This is a genomic window from Photobacterium salinisoli (assembly GCF_003614885.1).
Taxonomy (GTDB): domain Bacteria; phylum Pseudomonadota; class Gammaproteobacteria; order Enterobacterales; family Vibrionaceae; genus Photobacterium; species Photobacterium salinisoli.
The window spans coordinates 1527461-1548409 of the sequence record NZ_QZMS01000007.1; the positions used below are offsets into that span (position 1 = coordinate 1527461).

General features: G+C 50.2%; 21 protein-coding genes. 4 read left to right on the forward strand and 17 right to left on the reverse strand.

Going from position 1 to position 20949, the window contains the following annotated elements:
• Positions 1–308: 308 nt before the first annotated feature.
• The 13 genes from D6M16_RS07695 to yceD form a co-directional block, all read right to left on the reverse strand.
• Entirely contained in the window at positions 309–1085 is a 777-nt protein-coding gene (locus D6M16_RS07695; protein WP_120511917.1) for a TatD family hydrolase, read from the reverse strand.
• Positions 1086–1113: 28 nt separating this feature from the next.
• Complete coding sequence (holB, locus tag D6M16_RS07700) at positions 1114–2076, reverse strand: DNA polymerase III subunit delta' (RefSeq protein ID WP_120511292.1); 963 nt, start codon at positions 2074–2076, stop codon at positions 1114–1116.
• Positions 2073–2711 (reverse strand): dTMP kinase, encoded by a 639-nt coding sequence (gene tmk / locus D6M16_RS07705; RefSeq protein WP_120511293.1) that lies wholly within the window; start codon positions 2709–2711, stop codon positions 2073–2075. The genes holB and tmk overlap by 4 nt, the downstream gene beginning before the upstream one ends.
• Positions 2712–3722 carry an endolytic transglycosylase MltG gene (gene mltG / locus D6M16_RS07710; protein ID WP_120511294.1) on the reverse strand — a complete coding sequence of 337 codons (1011 nt, stop codon included), beginning with the start codon at positions 3720–3722 and terminating at the stop codon, positions 2712–2714.
• Positions 3716–4546 carry an aminodeoxychorismate lyase gene (gene pabC / locus D6M16_RS07715; RefSeq protein WP_120511295.1) on the reverse strand — a complete coding sequence of 277 codons (831 nt, stop codon included), beginning with the start codon at positions 4544–4546 and terminating at the stop codon, positions 3716–3718. The genes mltG and pabC overlap by 7 nt, the downstream gene beginning before the upstream one ends.
• Before the next feature lie 63 nt (positions 4547–4609).
• A complete protein-coding gene (gene fabF, locus D6M16_RS07720) occupies positions 4610–5848 on the reverse strand; it encodes a beta-ketoacyl-ACP synthase II (RefSeq protein ID WP_120511296.1) in 1239 nt (412 codons plus the stop codon).
• Positions 5849–5937: 89 nt separating this feature from the next.
• On the reverse strand, positions 5938–6177 hold the full coding sequence (acpP, locus tag D6M16_RS07725) for an acyl carrier protein (protein WP_027253507.1): 240 nt from the start codon (positions 6175–6177) through the stop codon (positions 5938–5940).
• A 157-nt stretch (positions 6178–6334) separates the two neighbouring features.
• On the reverse strand, positions 6335–7069 hold the full coding sequence (gene fabG / locus D6M16_RS07730; RefSeq protein ID WP_027253508.1) for a 3-oxoacyl-ACP reductase FabG: 735 nt from the start codon (positions 7067–7069) through the stop codon (positions 6335–6337).
• Positions 7070–7160: 91 nt separating this feature from the next.
• Complete coding sequence (gene fabD, locus D6M16_RS07735) at positions 7161–8084, reverse strand: ACP S-malonyltransferase (RefSeq protein WP_120511297.1); 924 nt, start codon at positions 8082–8084, stop codon at positions 7161–7163.
• A 114-nt stretch (positions 8085–8198) separates the two neighbouring features.
• On the reverse strand, positions 8199–9155 hold the full coding sequence (locus D6M16_RS07740) for a beta-ketoacyl-ACP synthase III (protein WP_120511298.1): 957 nt from the start codon (positions 9153–9155) through the stop codon (positions 8199–8201).
• Positions 9156–9160: 5 nt separating this feature from the next.
• Positions 9161–10189 (reverse strand): phosphate acyltransferase PlsX, encoded by a 1029-nt coding sequence (plsX, locus tag D6M16_RS07745; RefSeq protein WP_120511299.1) that lies wholly within the window; start codon positions 10187–10189, stop codon positions 9161–9163.
• A gap of 9 nt (positions 10190–10198) precedes the next feature.
• On the reverse strand, positions 10199–10369 hold the full coding sequence (gene rpmF / locus D6M16_RS07750; RefSeq protein WP_027253512.1) for a 50S ribosomal protein L32: 171 nt from the start codon (positions 10367–10369) through the stop codon (positions 10199–10201).
• A gap of 5 nt (positions 10370–10374) precedes the next feature.
• Positions 10375–10905 (reverse strand): 23S rRNA accumulation protein YceD, encoded by a 531-nt coding sequence (yceD, locus tag D6M16_RS07755; RefSeq protein WP_120511300.1) that lies wholly within the window; start codon positions 10903–10905, stop codon positions 10375–10377.
• Positions 10906–11137: 232 nt separating this feature from the next.
• Between yceD and D6M16_RS07760 the strand changes: the two genes are divergently transcribed.
• Positions 11138–11719 carry a Maf family protein gene (locus D6M16_RS07760; protein ID WP_120511301.1) on the forward strand — a complete coding sequence of 194 codons (582 nt, stop codon included), beginning with the start codon at positions 11138–11140 and terminating at the stop codon, positions 11717–11719.
• A gap of 6 nt (positions 11720–11725) precedes the next feature.
• Here D6M16_RS07760 and rluC read toward each other — a convergent pair whose 3' ends face one another.
• Positions 11726–12670, reverse strand: a complete 945-nt coding sequence (gene rluC / locus D6M16_RS07765; protein WP_120511302.1) for a 23S rRNA pseudouridine(955/2504/2580) synthase RluC — start codon at positions 12668–12670, stop codon at positions 11726–11728.
• A gap of 465 nt (positions 12671–13135) precedes the next feature.
• On the opposite strand from rluC, the gene rne reads away from it, so the two are divergent.
• Positions 13136–16414 (forward strand): ribonuclease E, encoded by a 3279-nt coding sequence (gene rne / locus D6M16_RS07770; RefSeq protein WP_120511303.1) that lies wholly within the window; start codon positions 13136–13138, stop codon positions 16412–16414.
• Positions 16415–16536: 122 nt separating this feature from the next.
• Here rne and D6M16_RS07775 read toward each other — a convergent pair whose 3' ends face one another.
• The 3 genes from D6M16_RS07775 to D6M16_RS07785 form a co-directional block, all read right to left on the reverse strand.
• Entirely contained in the window at positions 16537–17010 is a 474-nt protein-coding gene (locus D6M16_RS07775) for a low molecular weight protein-tyrosine-phosphatase (protein WP_162940951.1), read from the reverse strand.
• Positions 17011–17233: 223 nt separating this feature from the next.
• Positions 17234–18085 carry a universal stress protein gene (locus tag D6M16_RS07780; protein WP_120511304.1) on the reverse strand — a complete coding sequence of 284 codons (852 nt, stop codon included), beginning with the start codon at positions 18083–18085 and terminating at the stop codon, positions 17234–17236.
• A gap of 9 nt (positions 18086–18094) precedes the next feature.
• Positions 18095–19585, reverse strand: coding sequence for a SulP family inorganic anion transporter (locus D6M16_RS07785; RefSeq protein WP_120511305.1), 1491 nt, complete (start codon positions 19583–19585; stop codon positions 18095–18097).
• Between the two features lie 286 nt (positions 19586–19871).
• Here D6M16_RS07785 and D6M16_RS07790 point away from each other — a divergent pair, with 286 nt between their 5' ends.
• Together D6M16_RS07790 and D6M16_RS07795 are read left to right on the forward strand one after the other, a co-directional pair.
• A complete protein-coding gene (locus tag D6M16_RS07790) occupies positions 19872–20204 on the forward strand; it encodes a YnfA family protein (protein ID WP_120511306.1) in 333 nt (110 codons plus the stop codon).
• 172 nt (positions 20205–20376) lie between these two features.
• The gene (locus tag D6M16_RS07795) at positions 20377–20934 is read left to right on the forward strand and encodes an NADPH-dependent FMN reductase (RefSeq protein WP_120511307.1); all 558 of its coding nucleotides are present in this window, start codon (positions 20377–20379) and stop codon (positions 20932–20934) included.
• Positions 20935–20949: the final 15 nt, after the last annotated feature.

Here is a 20949-nt window from a genome sequence, read left to right on the forward strand (position 1 = left end):
CCAACCGAAGATGAAAGTAAGTTTCAGTTTGACGCATAGATCACAATTAACAACTGACTCAAAAGCCTCAATAAAAACAAACTTAGTCATTTAAATACATACACTTAGCTTAAAAACAAGACCTTTAGTTTAGATGTAATTATATTTCACTTTTGTATCCCATGTTTCTTCATGTAACGAATGAAGATTTTATGAAATATTTGATAAATATTGAGAAAAGAGTGGATATGAGAGAGGAAATAAAATAAAAGAGCAAAAGTTATAAAATTAGTTCAAAAAAAAGGAGCCGGAGCTCCTCTTTTCCAGTTTTATCTTTTTGCCTGCGAAAAAAGTCGAAAAAAGTTTTCACTCGATACTCTGGCAACCTCATCGGCCGAAACCCCTTTCAGTAAGCCTATATACTCTGCAACTTCTTTTACATAAGCAGGCTGATTTTCTTTACCGCGATAAGGAACAGGCGCTAAGTAGGGCGAATCGGTCTCCACCAATAGCCGCTCCAGAGGCAAACGGCTCACCACATCTTTTAGCTCTGCCGCTTTGTTGAAAGTCACAATGCCCGAAATCGAAATATAGAAACCCAGCTCAATCGCCGCTACTGCCATTTCCAGGCTTTCCGTGAAACAATGGAGTACACCACCACAGCGCTCAGCACCTTCTTCACGCAAAATACGAATGGTATCTTCACGCGCCATGCGGGTGTGAATGATCAACGGCTTGTTCAGCTCAATCGCCAAACGGATATGCTGGCGGAAAATGTCCTGCTGCTGTTCGGCCAATTCTGGTTGGTAATGATAATCCAACCCGGTTTCACCAATAGCGACAACTTTGTCATCACTGGCATATTTTCTCAGTTGGTCATAATCAAAACCCGCTTCAATATCAAGCGGATGCACCCCACAAGATGCAAACACATTATCAAAAGGGGCGATCATTTCCATCATGGCAGGGAAACTGTTCAGGGTGACACCGACAGACAGAAAATACTCTACCCCCCGAGCCTGAGCTTTTGCCAGTACATCTGCGACATCAGTATGCAGCTCGTTGTAATTCAATTTATCAAGGTGGCAATGGGAATCTACTAGCACCTGAATATCCTCTCGCGTTTCGGTGTATTTATGTTGCACTGATAAAGCCTGACAACCAGTCAGAGATCAACAATTCATCATTGAGACCGGGATGGGTTTCCAGTTCTCGAATCAGGGCATTGAGCCCTTTTAACTGTGCCAGCAATGTGGCCGTGGTAAGTAGCCCGGCAACCTGCCTGACCAAAGGTGCTGATTCACAATGAATCAAGTGTTGCTCAGCACCTTGCCGTACTTTCAGGCAATCAACCAGAAAATAGCTCAGCCATTTCAGGCTCGAGTGGCCATCTTTCATACAGCTGTCAGCCACACTAAACAGGCCACTAAAGGGGGGAGACAAAAATTGATGAAACTCGGCCAGCAGATTCTGATGGCGGATATCCTGTCCCTGCTCAATAAATGCTAAGGCCGCCAGGGGCGCATTGCCGTTAAGCCGGACCGCCTCCAGTTTGATTGACTGCATCAGCTTATTTTCAACCCAGCGCTTAACATCCTGTTCAGATGGCAGAGGCAGACGCCACTTGTTGCATCTGCTGTTAATTGTTGGCAGTAAGCGATCCAGCTCAGTGGCGGTTAAGATGAACTGGCAGTTTGCCGGCGGCTCTTCCAGTGTTTTCAGCAAGGCATTCGCTGCCGCCTCCCCCATATGCTCAGACTGCTCAATCAAAACCACTCGCTTACCGCCCAGCTGAGAGGTTTCCCACGCCCAGTGATTACACTGACGGACCATATCAACGCCAATGGCCTTGCCATCCTGCGGGCTGATACTGTGACAATCTGGATGGGTACCGGCTTCAAACAGCTGGCAGCTGTGGCAGATCCCGCAGGGCTCTTCAACACCATTCTGACAGAGCACGGTTTTTGCCAGCTGACGTATCAGTACATCCCCGGCGCACCCTGCGGGTGATATCAACAGCATGGCATGATGTAAGCGATCCTGACTCAAAAGCTGCTGCCATTGCTGCCAGACTGTTGTCAGCCAGGGATAACTCATGCTGACTCCTGCTGAGCCAGCCAGGTATTCAACTGCTGGCGAATATCCGAGGTGACAGCTTCGAGCGATTGGGAGGCATCAATAATCACCACTTTGGGATTATTACGAGACAGTGCTAAAAACCGCTCCCGGGTTCGTTCAAAGAAAGACAGATCCATTTTTTCAATACGATCTAAAGCCCCGCGTCCCCGAGCCCGCGACAGACCCAGTTCAGGGTCAATGTCCATGTAAATGGTCAGATCCGGTTCGAAATCGCCAAGCACCATGGTTTTAATCCCCGACATCAGCTCAGGGTCAAATCCCCTGCCACCGCCCTGATAGGCCTGCGATGACATATCATGGCGGTCCCCCACTACCCAATGACCCGCGCGCAGCGCAGGCTTAATGACATTTTCAACCAACTGACTACGCGCCGCATACAGTAACAGCAGCTCAGCCATATCAGTCAGAGGCTCTTCCGGGTGCCCTTCTTTCACCAGTGCTCGCATTTGTTCGGCCAGTGGCGTCCCTCCTGGTTCACGGGTTGACTGAATGTCGTTAATTCCCCGTGCCGAGAGCGTGTCCAGCACAGTGGCAATCGCGGTACTTTTACCCGCCCCTTCCAGGCCTTCGATGACGATAAATTTTCCGTTCATTTATTGTTTTAATATCTTCAGATAATGGCGAACAGCACGATTATGCTCGCTCAATGTTGTTGAGAAAGTATGGCCACCTTTACCGTCTGCCACAAAATAGTAGTAGCCGGTCTGAGCGGGTTTCACCGCAGCATTGACCGAGGCCGCGCTTGGCATAGCAATGGGCGTAGGTGGTAAACCGTCTATGGTATAGGTGTTATAAGGTGTCGGTGTTCGCAAATCTTTTCTGCGAATATTGCCGTCAAATTTCTCTCCTAAGCCATAAATCACCGTCGGGTCCGTCTGAAGACGCATCCCTTTGTGCAAACGATTCATGAAGACAGAAGACACTTTAGCCCGCTCTTCATCAACCGCCGTTTCTTTCTCAATAATGGAAGCCATAATCAAGACTTCGTAAGGATTACTGAGCGGGATCGAATCGTCCCTGTCTTTCCAGGCATTATCAAGCAGCTCTGTCATATGCTTATAAGCGCGTTTAAGCAAAGCCAGATCAGAAGTACCCGCGGTATAGTGATAGGTTTCAGGTAACAAATACCCTTCGAGCTTATCGACATCGGCGCCGATAGCTTTGGCGATATCCTGTTCTGTCATCTGGGATGTGTCGTTCTTCAGCATTGGGGCCTTTTCCAGCTCTGCCAGCCAGTCGGAAAAACGGCCTCCCTCCAGCAAGGTGATCGCAAACTGGTGCTCTTTGCCCGAGGCCACTGTCTTCAGGACATCGCGCAGGGTGCGCGCCTGCTCAATGGAATACGTGCCCGCTTTAATTTGAGCCAGTTGCGGTTCGATCCGCCCGATCCAGCGCGTCCAGGGAGAATCGGCGATCAATCCCATCTGAATTAGCTGGTAAAGCAATCCGCGGAAGGTAGAGCCTTGTCTGACCGTCAGATATGGTTCAGTATTTTTTAGCAATGGCTGGTCAATACTTGCTCTTACCTGCACATACGTCCAACCTGCACCACCTGCCAGGATGGCCCCCAGCAGTACAAAAACCAATGCCAGCTTCTTTAGCACGTGTACAACCTCTTCGTTATCGCTTTTAACGCACTGTGTTCAGTGTACGTTTTCATTTGGATTTTCGTGACCGGCACCAGGGCCATCAACGCATTAGTAATAAAGACTTCATCAGCGCAAAGCAAGGTGTCGAGCGGGCTTTTGACAAACTCTAGACAATAGCCCAAAGCGCTTGCCTGTTGACAAACATGCGCCCGCATTAAGCCATGCACCCCAGCCAGATCCAAAGTCGGCGTATACAATGTATTGCCACAGCGCCAGAAAATATTGGAGGCGCTGGTTTCAGCAACATGACCATTCGCATCAAGCACGACAGCATCAAGCCAGCCATTCCCTTCGATTTCCTGCTTCAGCAACACCTGCTCCAAACGGTTCAGGTGCTTTAAACCGGCTAACATGGGAGAAAGCCCGAGTCGCTGCTGACAGACACCTAACTCAATACCTTCCTGTTGCCACCTCTTGTAAAAGGATGGCCAGGCAAAGTCGGAAATAATGACCAGGGTTTGATGGCAGCCAGCAGGGCTATAGCCTCTGCCTCTGCATCCGCTACCCCGGCTAATGAGTATTTTTATCACGCCTTTATCAGGATATCCCTTAGCAAGAGACATCACCTTATCTGTTAGGGGCGACCAGTCTGGTGCATCAATGTCCAGTCTTTTCAGGGTCGTTTGCAGACGTTCAAGGTGCAGAGGCCAAAGTCTGGGTTCACTGTGTTCAACCAGCACAGTTGTAAAACAACCGTCGCCGTACTGAAAAGCACGATCAGCCACATCAACCTTGTCTTGTTCCACAAAGCCCTTTGCAACATCGTTGATCCACACCATTGCGACCCCCATAAAAAAACGGCCCGGTTAGATGACCGGGCCGTCTAGCATAACAGAATCGACTTAGATTTTCTTGAACAGCAAAGAGCCATTCGTGCCGCCGAATCCGAAGGAGTTACACAAGGCGTACTCCATCGAAACCTGACGGGCTTCACCAGGAACATAGTCCAGGTCGCAACCTTCGTCTGGATTCTCCAGGTTGATGGTAGGTGGTACCGCCTGATCAACCAGAGACATAACAGTAATAATGGATTCCACAGAACCTGCTGCGCCCAGCAAGTGACCTGTCATTGACTTAGTAGAAGAGACAAGCACCTTGTCTGCCGCTGCACCCAAGGCACGTTTGATGCCCAGCGTTTCAGCAACGTCACCAGCCGGTGTAGAGGTACCGTGTGCATTTACATAGCCAATCTGATCTTGCGAAATCGCTGCATCACGAATAGCCGCTTCCATGGCCAGGGCACCGCCAGATCCATCAGCACTTGGCGAGGTCATGTGATAAGCATCACCACTCATACCAAAGCCAACCAGCTCAGCATAAATCTTGGCACCACGCGCTTTTGCGTGTTCGTACTCTTCCAACACCATCATGCCAGCGCCGTCACCCAAGACGAAACCGTCACGATCTTTGTCCCAAGGACGAGACGCGCCCTGAGGATCATCGTTACGGGTAGACAGAGCCTTCGCCGCAGCAAAGCCTCCCATACCCAGCGGTGTTGAGGCTTTTTCTGCACCACCAGCCAGCATCATGTCTGCATCACCGTATACAATCATTCGGGCGGCGTGACCAATGTTGTGCAGACCTGTGGTACAGGCAGTAGAAATTGCAATGTTTGGACCGCGCAGGCCGTACATGATAGACAAGTGACCTGCAATCATGTTGACAATAGTGGATGGTACAAAGAACGGGCTGATTTTACGCGGACCCTTTTCAAGCATTGCCTGATGATTGACTTCAATCAGGCCAATACCACCAATGCCTGAACCGATAGCAACACCAAAACGATTGGCGTTGTCTTCGCTGACTTCAATACCAGAGTCTTTCAGCGCCTGAATACCAGCAGCCACGCCATACTGGATGAACAAATCCATTTTGCGGGCATCTTTCTTTGACATGTAATCTTCGCAATTGAAGTCTTTGACCATGCCAGCAAAACGGGTTGCAAAATCACTCGTATCGAAGTGCTCAATATTGCTGATACCACTCTGGCCTGCCAACAAGGCTTTCCATGAAGATTCGACAGTATTGCCAACCGGCGACAGCATACCCATGCCAGTTACAACTACGCGACGCTTAGACACGATTTATTCTCCGGGAACTGAAGTATTAAATAAGGATTTACAAATGAAAATCAGGCGGTCATGGAGACCGCCTGGAAGTGTTCTTGAGATTACTCAGCAGAAGCGCTTACAACGTAGTCGATAGCTGCCTGAACTGTAGTAATTTTCTCAGCTTCTTCATCTGGAATTTCTGTGTCGAATTCTTCTTCCAGAGCCATTACCAGCTCAACAGTATCCAGAGAGTCAGCACCCAGATCGTCAACAAAAGAAGCTTCGTTCTTTACTTCAGACTCATCTACGCCCAGCTGCTCAACGATGATTTTTTTTACGCGTTCTTCGATGTTGCTCATACTAATCTATTTCCTTAACAAGAGTTCGCTATTGCGATTTGCTGTAGTTTATTCATTACTGTAAAAGTTGCAACACTCAGGGTGCTGGTCAAACCACGATTCTGCGTCAAATCTACGTGAGTTTGACCTGCATCCAAAAAGATTTCAACTTTTTTGCTTAAATCATGTACATGCCGCCGTTAACGTGCAGGGTTTCGCCTGTAACGTAACCAGCATCGTCAGAAGCCAAAAATGCAACAGCTGCTGCAATTTCACGCGGCTCGCCTAAACGTCCCGCAGGCACGGCAGACAAAGTAGAGGCACGTTGCTCATCATTCAGGGCTTTGGTCATATCTGTTTCAATAAAACCAGGTGCCACAGCGTTCACTGTGATACCGCGTGAAGCCACTTCGCGAGCCATGGATTTAGTGAAACCGATCACACCGGCTTTTGCCGCTGAATAGTTCGCCTGACCAGCATTACCCATAGTACCGACCACAGAGCCAATGCTGATAATACGTCCATAACGCTTTTTCATCATTGAACGTAGCACAGCTTTAGACAGACGGAAAATCGAGGTCAGATTAGTGTTGATGATATCCTGCCATTCGTCATCTTTCATTCGCATCAGCAGGTTATCGCGCGTTATACCGGCGTTGTTCACCAGAATATCAACGTCACCAAATTCTTCTTTGATCTGCTTCAGTACTGCATCGATCGACTCTTGCGAAGTGACATTCAGTGCCAGGCCTTTACCTTTATCACCCAGGTAGGCGCTAATCGCTTCCGCACCACTTTCAGACGTAGCAGTGCCGACTACGGTAGCACCACGTTCAACCAGGATTTCTGCGATCGCACGGCCAATACCACGGCTTGCGCCGGTGACCAGAGCAACTTTACCTTCCAGGCTCATGTTATTTCCTCTTTATATAGCCTGTCGTTGTTTACAGGCTGATTATTCAGTTTGCCGCGTACTGACAAGCAGCTATCGCGACAACGTCAGATTATTTAGCCGCTGCCAGACTGGCTGGATCATTCACAGCCGCACCATTCAGTGACTTATCAATGCGCTTAGTCAGACCCGTCAGCACTTTGCCCGGCCCTACTTCAAGTAACAGTTCGACGCCTTCAGCGGCCATGCGCTCCACTGATTCGGTCCAACGCACAGGGCCATATAGCTGTTTGACCAGCGCCAGCTTAATTGCGGCCGGATCGGTTTCAGTCGCAACGTCCGCATTATTAATCACAGGAATTGCCGGTGTATTGAAAGTCACAGACTCAAGTGCGACGGCCAGCTTATCGGCAGCAGGTTTCATCAACGCACAATGAGACGGGACAGACACTGGCAGCGGCAATGCGCGTTTCGCACCTGCGGCTTTACACAACTCGTTCGCACGCTCCACTGCGGCTTTATGCCCGGCAATAACAACCTGCCCCGGTGAATTGAAGTTAACCGGTGCAACCACTTCGCCCTGTGCCGCTTCTTCACACGCTTTAGCGATAGCGTCATTGTCCAGACCAATGATCGCCGACATGGCACCCACACCTGCAGGCACCGCTTCCTGCATCAATTGACCACGTAGCTCAACCAGCTTAATAGCATCGCTAAAGTCCAGTACACCAGCACAAACCAGAGCAGAATATTCACCCAGGCTGTGACCCGCCAGAACAGCAGGCTGTGCGCCTCCCTCTTGCTGCCAGACACGCCAGATAGCCACAGATGCCGCCAGAAGAGCAGGCTGGGTACGGTGGGTCTGATTCAGTTCTTCGGCCGGACCGTTCTGAACCAGTGCCCACAGGTCATAACCCAGAGCATCAGATGCTTGTGCAAAAGTTTGCTGTACGCTGTCATACTGCTCAGCCAGTTCAGCCAGCATGCCAACAGCCTGAGACCCCTGACCTGGGAAAACAATCGCGAACTTAGACATTCGAGAATCCTTATACAAAGAGAAATGGCATCCAAGATGCCATCATTGATGCGGTAATCAGGCGGCTATTGATTAATTCCGCCTGTGCCTCATAGTAAAAAACGTGCGGTGCTATCAGAATTTCACCAGTGCCGAACCCCAGGTGAATCCACCACCAAAGGCTTCCAGCAACAGTGTCTGTCCCCGCTTGATACGACCATCACGGACGGCTTCATCCAGAGCGGCCGGCACCGTTGCAGCTGACGTGTTCCCTTGCTTATCCAGAGTCACGACAACCTGATCCATCGACATTGACAGCTTTTTCGCCGTCGCTGTAATAATGCGCAAATTGGCCTGATGCGGCACCAGCCAATCCAAATCGGATTTTTCCATATTGTTGGCTGCCAGTGTATCCGTCACCAAGTTCGACAATTGCGTGACGGCCACTTTGAACACTTCGTTGCCAGCCATGTAGAGCCATTTATTACAATCAAATGTCTCACCGTGTTCAGGGACAGCCAAACTGAGCAAACCGCCAAAATGGCCATCTGCGTGTAAGTGGGTAGAAATGATACCGGCTTCTTCACTGGCGCCCAGCACGACAGCCCCTGCACCATCACCAAATAAAATGATGGTGGAACGGTCTTTCGGGTCGCACTTATGTGACAGTGCGTCCGCACCTATAACCAGAACCTTGTTCGCCATGCCGGTTTTGATATGTTGATCCGCCACGCTCAAGGCATAGACAAACCCGGAACAGGCCGCTGCCAGATCAAATGCCGGGCAACCTTTGACGCCAAGCATTCCCTGTACCTGACAGGCTGCAGACGGAAAAGCATGGCTGGCTGACGTTGTCGCAACGATAATTAAATCAATCTCTTCAGCCGCTACACCAGCCATTTCCATTGCACGGCTAGCAGCGTGATACCCCATTACTGCAACTGTTTCGTCTTCTGCCGCGATGCGACGCTCACGAATACCGGTGCGAGCGACAATCCACTCATCGCTGGTATCCACCATTTTCTCCAGATCCGCATTGGTACGAACCTGCTCTGGCAGATAGCTGCCAGTGCCTAATATTCTGCTATACATGAAGACTAAAAATGCCTCTCAAGTAGTACGTGTTCCAAACGGTCACTGATTTTTGCCGGTATCTTCCGTTTGATTTCATGTACCGCTTCACCAATTGCATTGGTAAAAGCAGCAATGTCAGCACTTCCATGGCTTTTAACGACAATACCGCGCAATCCTAACAGACTTGCACCATTGTACTGGTCGGGGTTCAGGCTTTGTATCTGACGGAACAGGTCACTAAACAGCCACTTAGCGATCAATCGCTTGATAGGATGCTGGCTGACCGCCTGTTTAAAGCTCTCAATAAACAGATTAGCAACCCCTTCACTGGTTTTCAGGCTGACATTACCGACGAAACCATCACAGACAACCACGTCGGCTTTTCCGTCATACAACTCATTGCCTTCGACATAGCCTATGTAATGCACATCCGGTGAACGGCTCAGCATAGAAGCACAGCGTTTTACGAGATCGTTACCTTTAATTTCTTCAGATCCGATGTTCAGCAGTGCCACTCTGGGTGGTCTGCCTGTCATTTCCTGCTCGGCCAAAACCGAGCCCATTACCGCAAACTGAAACAAGGTATCGGCATCGCAAGACACATTGGCACCCAGATCCAGCAACCAGGTTTTACCGCCGCGGCGGCTGGGGATCGCGGACACCAAAGCAGGCCGTTCCACACCTGGTAATTGCTTCAAAGTATAGCGAGCCAAAGCCATAAGAGCGCCGGTATTCCCTGCGCTGACACAGGCATCTGCGTCACCTTCTGCCACAGCATCCAATGCCCGGCGCATAGACGAACCCTGGCTTTGGCGTAATGCCTGAGACGGACGAGTGTGATCAGCGATGGCACGATCGCAGTGGACAACAGTCAAACGGGGATGATGAGTAGAATTGAGCGATGAAAGCTGAGCGGTGATTGCACTTTGATCACCGAAAAGAAGCAGAGTTAGCGACGGGTATTGTAACAGTGCCTGCACGGCGGCAGGCACTGTTACCTGAGGACCGAAATCCCCACCCATTGCATCAAGTGCAACGGTTAGACCAGTCAAGGTTCAACCTTATTTGTTGATAACCTTGCGGCCACGGTAAAAACCGTCAGCAGTCACGTGGTGACGCAGATGGGTTTCACCGCTGTTCTGATCGACAGATACAGCAGCGCTAGTCAGTGCATCGTGTGAACGACGCATACCACGTGCTGAACGTGATTTTTTGCTCTTTTGTACGGCCATTAACCCTACTCCTTATTACTTTTACTCAAGTTTTTTAATACTGCAAACGGATTCGGACGCTCATCAGCAACAGGGATCTCACCGAAGCTCATACCTGATGCAGAGACTGAACAGTCAGCTTCATCATGCATTGGCACTTGCGGCAACTCCAGAATCAGCTCATCTTCAATGAGTTGAAGCAGATTGATCTCACCATTTTCGTCGACTTCAGCCGGCTCATAAGCTTCCGGAAACTCATCTGCTTCCTCGGGTCTGAGGAGCGGACTATAACAGAAATCCACACTGTAATGGTGTTGGAATTCTTCCTGACATCGCTGGCAGGTTAACATCACATCGACATCAGCATGCCCACGCATGAATGCGATATGACGCTGGTCAAAGTCAAATGATAAGATGACGTTTGCATCACTTAAAACGCTGGAAGCCGATTCAGCCAGACGCTCTAAAAGCTCGGCTTTGATGATGCCATCATAGTCGAGCTTTTTTTGAGCAGCGCGGACCGGATCTACCGTCAGCGGCAATTTTACCTTTTGCATAGGGCGCGAATATTAGCCTTCTAATTGGTTTGAGTCAAAGGAAATGTGTCCGAAATCCCAGCTTTTGACCATTTCCCCCCAGGGGGTTTTCTTTGCCCGTCCAAGTCCATGGTACGGCAGGTATAATAAGGTTGGTTCTGAGTTAAAACTAGCGTAGATTTCAGCTTATTGCTCCGCCAATCTCTGGCGGGCAAATACACACTGAACACACCTACACACATTGGGTCAAACCATGAAACAACCGCTACTTCTGGCTTCTACTTCTCCCTTCCGTCGCAGTCTGCTGGAGAAGTTCGGTTTACCGTTCGACTGCGCATCACCCGATATTGATGAAACCCCGCTTCCGAATGAATCTGCTGAGGTACTGGTAAAGCGTCTGGCAGAAGCTAAGGCCAGGGCATGCCGGGAGGAACATACGTCCCACCTCATCATCGGCTCGGATCAGGTCTGCGTCATTAACGGCAAGATCGTGGGTAAACCTCATACCTCAGAGCAGGCCTGCGCCCAACTCGCCGCCGCCAGCGGTCAGACAGTCACTTTTTATACAGGTCTGTGCGTCTATAACGCAGCGACTGACAGTAGCGACGTCATTTGTGAACCCTTTCACGTGCATTTTCGCAGCCTGTCACTGGCTGAAATCCAACGATATGTTGAACGTGAACAACCTTTACAGTGCGCCGGCAGCTTCAAAAGCGAAGGCTTAGGTATCGCCTTGTTTGACCGCCTTGAAGGCCGGGATCCCAATACCCTGATCGGTTTGCCTCTCATCAGTTTACGGGAGATGCTGTCCCGACAGGGTATTGACGTCCTTTAAATGCAATTAACGCTGACGAAGCGCTTCCAGCGTTCTGTTGAGCATGGCATCCATGGGAGCACTGATTTCCACTTTCTCACCCGATAGCGGGTGTTCAAACTGGATATTTGCTGCATGCAAAAAGAGACGGTTCAGGCCGGTCGTCTTGGTATACGCATCAAACCGCGGATCACCGTATCTGTCATCCCAGGCGATGGGGTGACCTGTGTACTGACAGTGCACACGAATCTGGTGCGTGCGACCTGTAACCGGGCTGGCCTGCACCAGCGTCGCCTCTTTAAAACTTTCCAGTACTTTAAAGCGTGTATCAGACGCTTTACCGTTTGGATTAACCCGAACAATACTGTTGACTTCGTTTTTTAGCAATGGAGCGGTGACTTTACGGCATTCTTTTGGCCACTGCCCCATGACTAACGCAAAATAATATTTCTGAACCGTTTTCTGCCTGAACTGTTCCTGAAGTTTACGCAGGGCTGAACGTTTCTTTGCTACCAGCAAAATACCTGAAGTATCTCTGTCTATCCTGTGCACTAACTCCAGAAAGCGCGCATCCGGACGCAAAGCCCGCAGCGCTTCGATTGCCCCAAATTTCAAGCCGCTGCCACCGTGTACAGCAGTACCTGACGGTTTATTGAGGATAAGCATGTGCTCATCTTCATAAATGATGCAATTTTCAAGCTCGGCAACTTTGTCCAGTTTGGTACTGACAGGTGCCGCTGCTTCTTTCTCTGGCAAGGTCACAGGCGGTACTCTCACCAGATCCCCTTCCTGAAGTTTGTACTCCGGTTTTATCCGTTTTTTGTTTACTCGCACCTCACCCTTACGCAAAATCCGGTAAATCATACTTTTGGGCACGTTTTTCAGTCGGGCACGGAGAAAATTATCAATCCTTTGCCCGGCAAAATCATCAGCAATAGCGATGAATTGCACTTTTGGTTTGTCATCTTTCATAGCCTAAGATTCTATCACGGCTATAAAGCAGATTGCCGCAAAAAAGTCACCCTGCTATGATTGCAGTCTGGAACAGGGGAATTTCCCACTTTCCGTGCCATGGCGGTCATATTTTCGTCATGATGAATGTTTTTTATCCTGCTCTGCTTGGCGTCGCTGCAATAGGCGTAAGACGATAAGTCATGCAGAGTCATTATTAGTGTTCCGATTGCAGATTTTTTATCGGTGTTAGAGATACAACCGCGATGACGCGGTGTTACCGGCTGAGTACCGTAGGGTCTTAAAGCCACTTTTAATGGTCTTATACCATCTTTAAGTACAGCTGGCAGATACGTGTAGCCACAGAGCACTCCTGAAACATCCAACCGTGAGGTTGCAACCGTAAATCAGACTTGGGGTCAGGCAACATCGGTAGAAAATCCAATATTGGCTCACTAAAACAACGACAATAAATGAGTACACAGAATGAAAAGAATGTTGATCAACGCAACTCAGAAGGAAGAGTTGCGCGTCGCATTAGTGGACGGTCAAAAGCTATTCGATCTTGATATCGAAAGCCCAGGACACGAATCTAAGAAAGCAAATATCTACAAAGGCCGCATTACCCGTATCGAACCTAGTCTTGAAGCCGCTTTCGTCGACTATGGTGCCGAGCGTCACGGTTTCCTCCCTCTGAAAGAAATTGCGCGCGACTACTTCCCAGCCAACTACTCCTATCAGGGCCGTCCTAATATCAAGGAAGTGCTGAAAGAAGGCCAGGAAGTTATCGTTCAAGTGGATAAAGAAGAACGCGGCAACAAAGGGGCTGCGCTGACAACCTTTATCTCTCTGGCGGGAAGTTATCTGGTACTGATGCCAAACAACCCTCGTGCCGGCGGTATATCACGCCGAATCGAAGGGGAAGAACGTACACAACTGAAAGCCGCACTGAGCACCCTTCAGCTACCAGATGGCATGGGCCTGATCGTACGTACGGCTGGCGTGGGCAAATCTGCTGAAGAACTTGAGTGGGATTTAAACGTACTGCTCAATCACTGGAGCGCAGTGAAAGAAGCCGCCGATGCCCACCCTGCTCCTTTCCTGATCCATCAGGAAAGTAACGTCATTGCCCGTGCTATTCGTGACTATCTGCGCCGTGATATTGGCGAGATTTTGATCGACAGCCCGAAAATCTTCGACCGCGCCCGTGATCACATTAAGCTGATACGCCCTGATTTTCTGCCCAAAGTAAAACGTTACGAAGGCGAAGTGCCGCTGTTCAGCCACTATCAGATTGAAAGCCAGATTGAATCGGCTTTCCAGCGTGAAGTGCGTCTGCCTTCCGGTGGTTCTGTGGTTATTGACCCGACTGAAGCCCTGACTTCTATCGATATTAACTCTGCCCGTGCCACGAAAGGCGGTGATATCGAAGAAACCGCACTGCAGACCAACCTGGAAGCGGCCGACGAAATCGCCCGTCAACTGCGTTTGCGCGACTTAGGCGGCCTGGTAGTTATCGACTTCATTGATATGACCCCGGTTCGTCACCAGCGTGAAGTGGAAAACCGCCTGCGTGAAGCCGTGCGAATGGACCGTGCCCGTGTGCAAATCGGCCGTATCTCCCGCTTCGGCCTGCTGGAAATGTCGCGTCAGCGCCTGAGTCCTTCTCTGGCAGAAGCCAGCCACCATGTCTGCCCTCGCTGTACGGGTACAGGTGTGGTACGTGATAACGAATCACTGTCTCTGTCTATTCTTCGCTTGATTGAGGAAGAGGCACTGAAAGACAACAGCTCCCAGGTACAGGCTATCGTACCGGTTGCTGTCGCATCCTACCTGCTGAACGAAAAACGTCGCTCTGTACAACACATCGAAAAATATCACGATGTGAAAGTAGTGATCGTTCCTAACGCAGATATTGAAACACCGCATTTTGAAGTGCTGCGTGTGCGCACCGGCGAAGAAAAAGACACTCTGTCTTACCACATTCCGCAGGTGCTGGAAGCCACTCGTGAGACAGAAGCGGCAGAAACCGCACCAGAGCGCGCAACCAAGAAGCGTGAAGAGCCCGTTCTGCAAGGATTCACTGCGCCAAAAGCACCGGCACCGGTTGTTAAGCCTGCCCCTGCCGTTGCTGAGCCGACGGTTAAAACAGAAAGCAAGCCAGGTCTGTTCCAGCGTCTGTTCAGCGCGCTCGCCAGCCTCTTTAGCAGCACGCCTGAAGAGAAGCCGGCGGAGAAACAAGAGGCAAAACCTGCTGCAAGACAGGATAACCGCCGTGACAACCGTCGTGATAACCGCCGCGGCAAAGACGGCAGCCGTCAGGGCCAGAGCCGTAACCGTCAGGATGACGATCGCGATTCACGCGATACTAAAGCTGGCGAAAAAGGTCAGCGTCAGCAACGCCGCCGCAATGAGCGTCCTAAGCAAGACCGTAACGCTCAGGCTGAAAAGCCAGTGAAAGCAGCTGCACCGCGCACCTTAGCTGACGATGAAATCAAAGAGCAAAAGCGCCAACGCCGCGATGAAGTGCAAAAGCAACGCCGAAAAGAAAAGCAGCAACAAGCTGAAACGGCAGAAGCAATTGACACCGTTGAAGCGGCCACCGACAACGTTGAGCAACCAAAGACCGAGAAGGTAAAACAACGCCGTCAACGTCGCCAGCTGCATAAGAAGATCCGCCTGGAATCTGCAGACCTGCAGCCAGCCGGTGACACAGAGCAGGCACCTGCTGCGGTCAGCGATAACACGCCGAACCGTGTTAAGAACGTCGGTATCGAAATGGCTAAAGAAGCCAACTCGGCCGCTGAGCTTGAATCTGCCGATGTGCAGTCGGAGACAGACGCTCAGGAAGGTCAGGAAGGACAACGCCGTAACCGCCGCTCACCACGACACCTGCGTGCCAGCGGTCAACGTCGTCGTCGCATCCGCGATACGCGTCCTCAACAGGAAGAAGACCAGGTCGATCAGGCCGTCTCTGATGCCATTACCCATGCGGTAGAAGAAGTGTCTGACAGCCTGGGCGAAATGGAAAACGTGGTCTCCATTGTTGAGCGTCCTAAGCGTCGCCCAACGACAGGTGTGGCGTCTCCTGAAATGGCAATGGGTAAAGTCTGGCCTCGTCACGACAAGCCTGCTGTCCATGTTGAGGACACTGCAGAAGAAACTGAAGCACCTGCAGCACCTGTAGCAGAAGCGTTACTGGCTGAACCTGCCGCGGCACAGACTGCATCGCTAAGCGGTGTGGCAATGCCTGAACTGGCAATGGGCAAAGTCATGCCACTTCGTCAGCCTGTAGCGCAAAGTGAGCAAGTGCAAGCCAGCGTTGAGCAAGCTCAAGCAGCGCCAGCTACGGCCACTGAAGCACCGGAAGCAACTCAGGTTTCTGAAAGCCCGGCTACCGACGCTGATGTTGCCGCACCTCTGGTCGCAGAGACTGTCACTGAAGCTGTCGCGGAAACTGTTGCAGAAACTGTTGCGAACAAGCAGGCAGAAGAAGCCAGTCCGCAAGAGAACATTGAACAGCCCGTTGCGGCCCAAGAGGCAGTTGCCATTAAGCAACAAGTGACGGCAAGCGCACCGCGTGGAATTCACAGCGTGTCGCCGATGACCAAAGCCCCTGCTCCGCAGCAAGTTCTGGATACAACACCGGTGGCGATTGCACCGTTACGTACCAGTCTGGCTCACACTCGTCAGGCAGGCAGTCAGACAGCAACTAATGTTGCTTCGGCGCCAATGACCAAAGCGGTCTCAGAGACGCAAGACTAATTCTGATAGCGCAACAAAGACAAAAAGCCATGCGTTTGCATGGCTTTTTTGTTTTACGTATCTGTATTAACGAAACGCCCACCACCTCCTGTAACTCGATAAGCCCTACCGTTAACACAAGATCACTTTTGTTTCAGACTGGCAACTATCTTATCCGCAGCCGTTTCGATCAAATCAAGCACATGCTCGAAACCCTCCTCGCCGCCATAATAGGGATCCGGTACTTCCTCTTCCTCTGCATCCGAGAAGTCCAGTAACAAAGACAGCTTAGACAAATGCTCTGCCGGACAGATGGCTGTCAGATCCGATAAATTTTGCCTGTCAGCGACCAGAATTAAATCAAACTTATCGAAATCACCGACAGATATCTGACGGGCACGAATCCCTGCAAAGCTGTATCCTCTGGCTTCCCCGGCAGCACGCGAACGACTGTCCGGCCGCTTTCCTTCGTGAAATCCAATCGTTCCTGCAGAATCGATATCAAGCTCAACACCCGCTTTCACTGCCTTAGCACGCAACACAGCCTCTGCGGTTGCCGAGCGGCAAATATTGCCCATGCACACTAACAGCACGGATGGTTTTCTCATCTCTGACATCAATATTCCTCATCACCATCAGGTTACATTTGTATTTGATACAGACTACGCATTCCTGCAAGATAAATGCAACCGCCAGACAACCCCATACATGTCTATGCCTTACCCGTCGTTGTTTGCTCTGAAGTTTCACACTCAGCACAACTGCTTGAGGTGCCACAGAGATCAAAAAAGGGAGCGAAATCGCTCCCTTTGCCTACGTATCTGATGTTTCTTTGCTGCGTTATCTGATTAACAGCATAGGGACAGTGGCATCAATCAGAAGCCGGGTGGTGTTACTGCCGACAAAGAACTGGCGCAGTTTAGAGTGGCCAAAAGCCCCCATCACGATCAGGCCAATCGATTTTTCCTGCTGATAATGCAAAATCGCACTGCCGACTGATCCTGTCAGGCACACTTTAATGACATTAATGCCTGCATTGTTCAGGGTCTCAGCAGCCGACTCAAAAGCATCGCGTTTGTTGTCAGCATCTTCGACCATCACCAAGTGGCATGTCATTCCTTTCAGTAACGGGGTATCAATGGCCTTCTGCACCAGCTTCTGGCTGGTTTCACTGCCATCAAACGCCAGCAGATACTCTGTCGGCTCATTGAAATCGCCGTTCGCAATCAGGGTATGGGTTGAAAATGCCCGCACCACACTTTCCAGCTGCGAGCCAATTGCCTTGGCATCTTTCTGGTGTAACTCGCCGGACTTGCCCAGCACCAGTACCCGAATCTCCGGCTCCAGTTCCAATAGCGTCTCAACAAGGTGGCCATGCAGTTGCTGCTTAACCAGCGAAGGGACGCCAGTGTCGGTGACAAGAGAGGCCAGATCATTGAGCAAAGCTTTACTGTGTTGTATTTCCAGCCTGGCACGTTTTTCATCCAGCTCGCTGAGCTCTTTCAGTAACGCTTCGCGGCTGCCCAGACCAATTGTCCCGGACAGCTGCGAGTCTGCCTGATACCGGTCTTTGTCCAATACATGCAGCAGTTTTAGCGGCGTATCCAAACGCCTGGCCGTCCAGGCAGCCAGTTCCACCACAGCATGGGAGTAATGCTGGCCGTCTATACATGCGGTTATATATTGCGTCATGAAATCTCCTTAATGGCCGCCCATCAGTTTTTCAACGTCTTCTGGCTTGTCATGAACACCAAATTTATCAACTATGGTCGCTGTTGCTTCATTCATGCCGATAATATTGACCTGGGTGCCTTCACGGCGGAACTTAAGCACGGCTTTGTCCAGCGATGAGACTGCTGTGATATCCCAGAAGTGAGCCGATGACAGGTCAATAGTGACACGCTCCAGCACTTCCTTGTAGTCAAAGGCGGCGAGAAATTGATCTGAAGAGGCAAAAAAGACTTGTCCCACAACACGATAGGTTCTTGCTTCGCCATTTTCTTCCAGCTCGCTCTTCACCACCATAAAGTGGCCGATCTTGTTGGCAAAGAACAGGGCCGCCAGCAGAACCCCGACAAACACACCGATAGCAAGGTTGTGTGTTGCCACAACCACAGCGACAGTCGTAACCATCACTATATTGGTAGAAAGCGGGTGTGACTTCAGGTCTTTAATAGATGACCAGGAAAAAGTACCAATAGACACCATGATCATGACCGCAACCAGCGCTGCCATTGGGATCTGCTTGATCCAGTCACTGAGAAAGACCACCATGATCAGCAGGAACAAACCCGCGATAAAGGTTGATAACCTGCCACGGCCGCCGGATTTAATATTGATAACCGACTGGCCAATCATGGCGCAACCGGCCATTCCGCCCAGGAAACCAGTCGCAATATTTGCTATCCCCTGACCTTTACACTCCCGGTTTTTATCGCTGCTGGTATCGGTGAGATCATCCACGATTGTGGCTGTCATCATGGATTCCAGCAAACCCACTATAGCCAACCCAACTGAATATGGCAGGATAATCCATAAGGTTTCCAGATTGAGCGGCACATCCGGCCACAGGAAAACAGGTAAGGTGTCAGGCAGCTGCCCCATGTCACCAACAGTGCGAATATCAATACCAAAGGTCAGTGTGACCGCAGTAATGACAAGAATACAGACCAGGGGCGATGGCAGAACTTTGCCGACATAAGGCAAATAAGGAAACAGATAGATAATACCCAGTCCGGCAGCCGTCAGGGCATAAACATGCCAGGTCACATTGGTCAGTTCAGGTAACTGGGCCATAAAGATCAAAATAGCTAATGCGTTAACAAATCCCGTAACGACCGAACGGGAAACAAAGCGCATCAGATCGCCCAACTTCAGATACCCGGCAACAATTTGCAAGATACCGGTTAATACTGTGGCTGCCAGCAAGTACTGCAAACCATGCTCTTTGACCAGAGTCACCATCAGCAGCGCCATGGCACCGGTGGCCGCTGAAATCATGCCAGGGCGGCCGCCGGTAAACGCAATAATGACGGCGATACTGAATGATGCATACAGGCCGATTTTAGGATCAACCCCGGCAATAATGGAAAAAGCAATCGCTTCTGGAATAAGAGCCAGTGCAACTACAAGCCCGGACAATACATCACCACGCACATTGGACAACCAATCGCGCTTTATCGTTTCTATCATAAAATTTCTCAAAAAAATTGTGTTAACAAGAGGTTAGAAAGATGAGGGGTGGGTTGTCGACTAAGGCGGCGTAATTGACATCAGTCTCTCCATGATAAGCAAAAAGTGTGATCCTATTCACTCCTTTCGACCTAGTCAATAAAAATGCCTTTTTATCCAATCTGTTCGGGATCAAACGCAATCTGAGTACACCGAATGAAAAGTATCCGCTGTTTCAGTAAATTCCCCCTAACAGAAGCTGTTATGGTTAAATGGCGGCTGATCACCCACAATGAAAATACGCCCCATGACAGAACTGAAAACCCTGCTGCTGTTTTTATTCACCGCACTGGCAGAAATTCTTGGCTGCTACCTTCCCTATTTGTGGCTCAGGGAGGGCAAATCCATCTGGCTGCTTTTTCCTGCCGCTATCTGCCTGGCGATATTCGCCTGGCTTTTGTCTTTGCACCCTACTGCGTCCGGCCGGGTATACGCTGCCTATGGCGGGGTTTATATCTTCGCTGCCATCTTCTGGCTATGGCTGGTTGACGGCGTCCGCCCTACCTTTTGGGATTTACTCGGTGCATCTGTAGCCATAACGGGCATGTGTATCATCATGTTTGCCCCCAGGCATACATAGATATTGTCATCCGGTAAGGCTGATGCGTCTCTGTCAGCCCTTACTGTCCGTCTTAGCTCAAATTCTATTGCCGCGGCATAAAAAAGTACTTAGCCCTTCGTCATTTACAGCGAATCACCACTACACTTGAACATTGACGTCATTAGCCTGTGTCAGTATTCAAGGAAAAAATATGAAAAAACTACTGATAATTTTCGGCAGTACCCGGCCTAACCGTGGTGGTTTACCGGTTGCTAACTGGGTAGTACAAGAAGCAGAAAGTGCAGGGCTGTTTGAGGTGGCATTTGCTGATCTGAAAACAGTGAACCTGCCCTTACTGGACGAGCCTGATCACCCTGCCCAGCAAAAATATACCCAGGCCCATACTAAGCAGTGGAGCCAAACCGTTGCCGCAGCGGATGGCATTATCTTTGTGACTCCGGAGTACGACTACTTTCCCCCTGCCGCCTTAGTCAACGCCATTCAATTTCTGGCCAAAGAATGGGCTGGAAAGCCCGCCGGTATTGTCAGTTATGGCGGAGTGTCTGGCGGACTGCGTTCAACCCAGGCATTACGGTTGCTGCTGTCTGGCGTCGGCACACTGACTCTGTCAGCATCTGTGCCAATTGCTTTTTACAATCAATACATTAATGACGAAGGCGTGCTGGAAGCCAATGAGGCGATGAATAAAGGTCTCGCTGGTTTGCTGACGGAATTGCAAAGAATGGCAGAGCTTGTCGCTAAGGCATAAACACCACACAGGCCC

Coding starts and splice junctions, on each gene's coding strand:
- D6M16_RS07780 (WP_120511304.1), bottom strand. CDS start 18,085: ATGACGCAATATATAACCGCATGTATAGACGGCCAGCATTACTCCCAT.
- fabD (WP_120511297.1), bottom strand. CDS start 8,084: ATGTCTAAGTTCGCGATTGTTTTCCCAGGTCAGGGGTCTCAGGCTGTT.
- fabG (WP_027253508.1), bottom strand. CDS start 7,069: ATGAGCCTGGAAGGTAAAGTTGCTCTGGTCACCGGCGCAAGCCGTGGT.
- D6M16_RS07775 (WP_162940951.1), bottom strand. CDS start 17,010: ATGTCAGAGATGAGAAAACCATCCGTGCTGTTAGTGTGCATGGGCAAT.
- rpmF (WP_027253512.1), bottom strand. CDS start 10,369: ATGGCCGTACAAAAGAGCAAAAAATCACGTTCAGCACGTGGTATGCGT.
- D6M16_RS07760 (WP_120511301.1), top strand. CDS start 11,138: ATGAAACAACCGCTACTTCTGGCTTCTACTTCTCCCTTCCGTCGCAGT.
- acpP (WP_027253507.1), bottom strand. CDS start 6,177: ATGAGCAACATCGAAGAACGCGTAAAAAAAATCATCGTTGAGCAGCTG.
- D6M16_RS07740 (WP_120511298.1), bottom strand. CDS start 9,155: ATGTATAGCAGAATATTAGGCACTGGCAGCTATCTGCCAGAGCAGGTT.
- rne (WP_120511303.1), top strand. CDS start 13,136: ATGAAAAGAATGTTGATCAACGCAACTCAGAAGGAAGAGTTGCGCGTC.
- tmk (WP_120511293.1), bottom strand. CDS start 2,711: ATGAACGGAAAATTTATCGTCATCGAAGGCCTGGAAGGGGCGGGTAAA.
- holB (WP_120511292.1), bottom strand. CDS start 2,076: ATGAGTTATCCCTGGCTGACAACAGTCTGGCAGCAATGGCAGCAGCTT.
- yceD (WP_120511300.1), bottom strand. CDS start 10,905: ATGCAAAAGGTAAAATTGCCGCTGACGGTAGATCCGGTCCGCGCTGCT.
- rluC (WP_120511302.1), bottom strand. CDS start 12,670: ATGAAAGATGACAAACCAAAAGTGCAATTCATCGCTATTGCTGATGAT.
- D6M16_RS07785 (WP_120511305.1), bottom strand. CDS start 19,585: ATGATAGAAACGATAAAGCGCGATTGGTTGTCCAATGTGCGTGGTGAT.
- D6M16_RS07790 (WP_120511306.1), top strand. CDS start 19,872: ATGACAGAACTGAAAACCCTGCTGCTGTTTTTATTCACCGCACTGGCA.
- pabC (WP_120511295.1), bottom strand. CDS start 4,546: ATGGTGTGGATCAACGATGTTGCAAAGGGCTTTGTGGAACAAGACAAG.
- D6M16_RS07795 (WP_120511307.1), top strand. CDS start 20,377: ATGAAAAAACTACTGATAATTTTCGGCAGTACCCGGCCTAACCGTGGT.